The organism is Actinosynnema sp. NPDC023658, assembly GCF_040639995.1.
GTDB lineage: Bacteria > Actinomycetota > Actinomycetes > Mycobacteriales > Pseudonocardiaceae > Actinosynnema.
This window is the reverse complement of sequence record NZ_JBFAAX010000401.1, coordinates 1-5,288: the sequence shown is the minus strand read 5'-3', so window position 1 is coordinate 5,288 and position 5,288 is coordinate 1. Positions and strand designations below refer to the sequence as shown.

Annotated in this window: 7 protein-coding genes; 6 read left to right on the top strand and 1 reads right to left on the bottom strand. The window is 74.0% G+C overall.

Annotated elements, in window-relative coordinates; all coding sequences use genetic code 11:
- The 6 genes from AB0G02_RS27530 to AB0G02_RS27505 all read left to right on the top strand — a co-directional run.
- On the top strand, window positions 1-473 hold a 473-nt coding region (locus tag AB0G02_RS27530), incomplete at its 5' end, for a thiamine pyrophosphate-dependent enzyme (RefSeq protein ID WP_360799175.1).
- A 10-nt stretch (window positions 474-483) separates the two neighbouring features.
- Window positions 484-993: a DinB family protein gene (locus AB0G02_RS27525; RefSeq protein ID WP_360799173.1), complete on the top strand. Its 510-nt coding sequence runs from the start codon at window positions 484-486 to the stop codon at window positions 991-993.
- Window positions 994-1,231: 238 nt separating this feature from the next.
- A complete protein-coding gene (locus AB0G02_RS27520) occupies window positions 1,232-2,032 on the top strand; it encodes a GNAT family N-acetyltransferase (protein ID WP_360799171.1) in 801 nt (266 codons plus the stop codon).
- A 64-nt stretch (window positions 2,033-2,096) separates the two neighbouring features.
- Window positions 2,097-3,185 carry a CoA transferase gene (locus AB0G02_RS27515; RefSeq protein ID WP_360799168.1) on the top strand — a complete coding sequence of 363 codons (1,089 nt, stop codon included), beginning with the start codon at window positions 2,097-2,099 and terminating at the stop codon, window positions 3,183-3,185.
- Window positions 3,186-3,228: 43 nt separating this feature from the next.
- Window positions 3,229-4,101, top strand: coding sequence for a trypsin-like peptidase domain-containing protein (locus tag AB0G02_RS27510; protein ID WP_360799165.1), 873 nt, complete (start codon window positions 3,229-3,231; stop codon window positions 4,099-4,101).
- A gap of 130 nt (window positions 4,102-4,231) precedes the next feature.
- Window positions 4,232-4,651 carry a CoA-binding protein gene (locus AB0G02_RS27505; protein ID WP_360799162.1) on the top strand — a complete coding sequence of 140 codons (420 nt, stop codon included), beginning with the start codon at window positions 4,232-4,234 and terminating at the stop codon, window positions 4,649-4,651.
- Here AB0G02_RS27505 and AB0G02_RS27500 read toward each other — a convergent pair.
- On the bottom strand, window positions 4,652-5,288 hold a 637-nt coding region (locus AB0G02_RS27500), incomplete at its 5' end, for an MFS transporter (RefSeq protein WP_360799159.1).

Here is a 5,288-nt window from a genome sequence, read left to right as displayed (position 1 = left end):
GGTTCGGCCGGATCGGCACGCCGCGCGGGCTGGCGTACCCGGTGGGCTGGGGCACGCTCGGGTTCGGGTTCCCGGCGGCGCTGGGCGCGGCGCTGGCCGGTCGGGTGGTGGCGGTGTGCGGTGACGGCGGGTTCCTGTTCGCGTGCGGCGACCTGGCGACGGCCGCGCAGGAGCAGCTGCCGGTGACCGTGGTGCTGGTGGACGACGGCGGCTACGGGATGTTGCGGCACGACCAGCGCAGGGCCGGGCACGAGCCGTTCGGGGTGGACCTGCGGTCGCCGGACTTCGTGGCGCTGGCCAGGAGCTTCGGCGTCGAGGCGTCCGAGGTGGACGGTTTCGGAGAGGCGTTCCGGCAGCGGTTGGACGAGTACGCGGGGCGGTCGGGGCCGAACGTGCTGGTGGTGCGCGGGCCGGCGTTGAAGCCTCCGGTCACCACGTCGCCGCGGTGGTACCGCAGGAACGGCGTGTCGTAGGGTGTCGAACATGAGTTCGAACGAACGGGTGTGGCCTGCGGCGGACGCCCACGACGAGCTGCGGTTGATGGTGGAGTTCCTGACCTTCCTGCGGTTGACGGCCGTGTCGAAGGTGGAGGGGTTGTCCTGGGAGGACGCCTCGGCCACGCCGATCCCGACGTCGCCGGTGGTGAGCGCGCTGGGCGTGCTGCGGCACCTGACGGCGGTGGAGCGGTGGTGGTTGTCGATCGAGGTGGGCGGCGCGGAGCTGCCGTCGCTGTGGGGTGCGGACGCGGACGCGTCGTGGCGGCTGCACGAGGGCGACACGGTCGGGTCGGTGGTCGACGAGTACCGCGCCGAGTGGGAGCGCTCGGCGCGGGCGCTGGAGGGGCTGGGCCCGGACGACCGGACGCGCGGCGACCACGCCGGCAACGGCCGCACCGTGCGGTGGGTGCTCGCGCACCTCGTGCAGGAGACCGGTCGGCACGTCGGGCACCTGGACTTCCTGCGCGAGCTGGCCGACGGCGGGAAGGGCGAGTAGCGCGGCCCGACCGCGTTCCCGGAGTTGTCCACAGGCCGGGCCGGCGGGCCGGAAATCGTCGGCGCCGGCCGACAGTATCGAAAACAGGGATCCCCTGGGCGGGGACCTCTGCGCAGCCGCGCCGCCCTTCCGGCCCGCGATAAGGGTGGTGGCCCCTTGTCCGGGAGCGGTTCGGATTGATGTTGTTCCGGTGGGTGCTCGGTAAGATCGCGAATTCGACGATCCACGAGGGGACCCGATGACGGATCTCGCGAACTCCATCGAATCGGTGGAGCAGCTCGCACTGGTGTGGCGAGGCATGGTCCTCGATCGCGATCCGGGCGCCGACGTGCGCGACCTGCCCGGCGTGGCCGTGCGCTGGGCCGACTGCCGGTTCCCGTTCTGGAACTGCGTCACGCTGACCGACGTGGGCGCGGACGCCGAGCTCCTGGACCGGCGCCTGACCCAGGTCGCGGACATCATGCGCGGCAAGCGGCACCCCGGCTTCCTGTGGCTCTTCGAGGACCTCCTGGCCGACGACGCCCGCGCCGGCCTCGACGCGGCGGCCGAGCGGGCCGGCCTGAAGCACGCCTTCCCCGGCACCGGGATGGCGGGCGACCTGCTGCCCGTGCCCGACCCGGAGCACCCCGACCTGACGTTCGAGCGCGTGACGACCGACGAGCAGCTGCTGGCCTACGCGGACCTGAACTCGCGCGCCTACGGGTTCGCGCCGGAGGACGGCCGCGACGGGCTGGAGGGTTCCGCGCTGTGGAAGGAGCGGGCGCACGCCTACCTCGGCCTGCGCGACGGCGTCCCGGTCACGTGCGCCGCGGCCGTGGAGGCGGACGGCAGGCTCTTCGTCGCGCTCGTCGCCACGGACCCCGAGCACCAGCACAAGGGCTACGGCGAGGCGGTGACGCGGAAGGCGCTGCACGAGGGCGGCCGGGCCACCGGGCTGACCCGCGCCACCCTGCACGCGACCCCCGCCGGCGCACCGGTGTACGTGCGGATCGGGTTCGAGCCGAACTCGACCGTGCACTTCTACGGCCTCGACGCCTGAGCTCCGCGGCCGGGCCGACCGTCGTCCCGCGCGCACCGCGCGGCTGAACACCGGGTGAGGTGACGTGGGCGCGTTGGACGGGGTGGTCATCGCGGACTTCGGGCGGGTGCCGGCCGCGCCGTACGCGACGATGGTGCCGGCCGACCTGGGCGCGGAGGTGGTCAAGGTCGAGCACCCGCGCGGTGACGAGACGCGGACGTGGGGTCCGCCGCACGCGCGCGGCGAGGCGACGTACTTCTTGTCGGTGAACCGGAACAAGCGCTCGCGGGTGCTGGACCTGGCGACCGAGGCCGGGCGGGCGGCGGCACGGGAGCCGGCGCTGGGCGCGGACGTGCTGGTGGAGAACTTCCGGCCGGGCCGGATGCGGGAGTTCGGCCTGGACTACGAGACGCTGTGGGTGCGGCACGGGCGGCTGGTCTACTGCTCGGTGACGGGGTTCGGCGCGGGTCGGGGCGCGGACCTGGCGGGGTACGACCTGCTGGTGCAGGCGGTCGGCGGGCTGATGAGCGTGACCGGGACGGACGAGCCGACCAAGGTCGGGGTCGCGTTGGTGGACGTGCTGACGGGCGTGCACGCGGCGGTGGGGATCCTGGCGGCGCTGCGGTACCGCGACGCCACCGGCGAGGGGCAGCTGGTCGAGGTCGACCTGTTGTCCGTGCTGCTGCTGTCGAGCATGGTCAACCAGAGCGCCGGGTACGCGCTGGCGGGCGTCGTGCCCGGCCGGCTGGGCAACCGGCACCCGTCCATCGCGCCGTACGAGGTGTTCCCGACCGCGGACCGGCCGGTGGCGCCGGCCGTGGGCAACGACCGGCAGTTCACCCGGTTGTGCGAGGCGTTGGGGCTGCCGGAGGACCCGCGGTTCGCCACGAACGAGCAGCGGGTGGCGCACGTGGACGCGTTGGCGGAGCTGCTGACCGCGCGGCTGCGGACCCGTCCGGCGGAGCACTGGTTCGCCGTGCTGACGTCGCTGGGCGTGCCGTGCGGGCCGGTGAACGACCTGGCCGGCGCGTTCGCGCCGGCCGAGTCGCTCGGCCTGCGGCCCACCACCGACCTCAACGGGCTGGACCTGGTGTCGAACCCGATCCGGATGTCCGCGACGCCGCCGACCTACCGGCTCCCGCCGCCCGCGCTGGGTGGTAACGCGAGCGGGTGAACGGGCGTGCGCCGTCCGGCGGCGGCTGATTGGATCAGCGCCCATGCGCCACCTGGTAGCGGTGCTCGCCGCGCTCGTGCTGTCCGTGTCCGCCGCGACCGCTCCCGCGACGGCCGCGCCCGCCGCACCGCCGGCACCCGCGGCACCGCACGTACCCGCCGCCTCCGCCACGCCGCCGCTGGCCGAGGTCGACTTCACCGGGACCGTGTCGTTGAGCGGCTGCTCGGGCTCGGTGGTCCGGCCGCCGACCTACCAGCCGTCCGACCCCGCGCTGGTGCTGACCAACGGGCACTGCGTGCGGTTCATGGAGCCCGAGCAGGTCATGGTCGACCAGCCGTCGGACCGGAAGTTCACGCTGCTCAAGGGCAACGGCGAGGGCTCGCTCGGCACCGTGCAGGCGTCCACCCTGGTCTACGGCACGATGTCCGGCACCGACGTCGGGATCTACCGGCTCACCAGCACCTACGCCCAGGTCGAGGCGATGGGCTCGCGGGCGCTGGAGCTGTCGCCGGAGCACCCGGCCGCCGGGATCGACATCCGCGTGGTGTCCGGCTACTGGCACGAGGTCTACTCGTGCCAGGCCGCCGGCTACGTGTACCGGCTGCGCGAGGGACGGTGGACCTGGAACGACTCGATGCGCTACACCGAGGAGTGCCACACGCGCGGCGGCACGTCCGGCTCGCCGGTGGTGGACGCGGCCACGAACAAGGTGGTGGCGGTGAACAACACCGGCAACGAGGACGGCGAGGAGTGCACGGACAACAACCCGTGCGAGGTCGACGAGAGCGGCAAGAAGACGGTGCGCAAGGGCATCGGGTACGCGCAGCAGACCTACCAGATCGTGCCGTGCCTGACCGGGGGCGGCCGGGTGGACCTGACCGCCCCCGGTTGCGGGCTGGCGCGACCGAAGGCGTGAGCCGAGCCACCGAAGGCCGAGCCGCGCGACCGCCGGCAGTGGATCATCGGCAATGGATCATCGGAAGTGGACCGCGTCCGGGGGTTGGATGTGGAATGCCTCCGTCCCGGCGCCGTCCTACGCTGGTGCCATGACCGAACCCTGGGGTGAGCCCGACAAGATCCGCCGAATCCTGGCCGACGGCGAGACCTGGGCCGTGGTCGGGCTGGCCGACAACCCGCAGCGCGCCGCGTACGGCGTGGCGAGGTTCCTCCAGCAGCGCGGCAAGCGGATCGTGCCGGTCCACCCGGACGCGCCCACCGTCCACGGCGAACAGGGCTACGCGACGCTGGCCGACATCCCGTTCCCGGTCGACGTGGTCGACGTGTTCCGGCGGTCCGAGGCGGCGGGCGAGTTCGCCGACGAGGCCGTGGCGATCGGGGCGAAGGCGGTCTGGTTCCAGCTCGACGTGCTCGACGAGGCCGCCTACGAGCGGGCCACCGAGGCCGGGCTGGACGTGGTCATGGACCGCTGCCCGGCCATCGAGTGGGCCGCCCACGGGCCGCGCTGATCAGCGCCGGACCGCCGGGAACCCGTGGGTGCGGGCGGCGACCACCACCAGCAGCACCGGCACGAGGAGCACCAGCGCGCTCCACGGCAACGAGCCCGCGCCGAACCGGTCGAGCAGCAGGCCGCCCGCGACACCGCCGCCCGCCATGGCCGCGTTCCACAGCGTGACCAGCAGGGCCTGCGCGGAGTCCGCGGCCTCGCCGCCCGCGTCGCCGGCGGCGGTCGTCAGGAGCGTCGGCACGCCGCCGAACCCCAGTCCCCACAACGCCACGGCGACCAGCACGAGGGGTTCGGCGGCCAGGTCGGCGGCCAGCGCGCCCACCGCGACGCCGAACAGGGCGGTGGCGGCGATCATCAGCCCGCGCAGGCGGCGGTCGACGTGCGCGCCCACGACCCAGATGCCCACCACCGACGCCACGCCGAACACGAGCATCACCACGTCGACCCGGTCGGCCAGGCCGAGCCGGGCGAGGTAGGCGGCGACGTAGGTGTAGAGGACGGTGTGCGCGAGCACGAACACGAGCGTCACGACCAGGACGGGCACCACGCCGGGCAGGGCGAGCGCCCGCGTGACCGGCACCCGGCCGCCGCGCGGCTGCCCCGGCCGGTCCGGCACGGCCACCGCCACCCAGCCGACG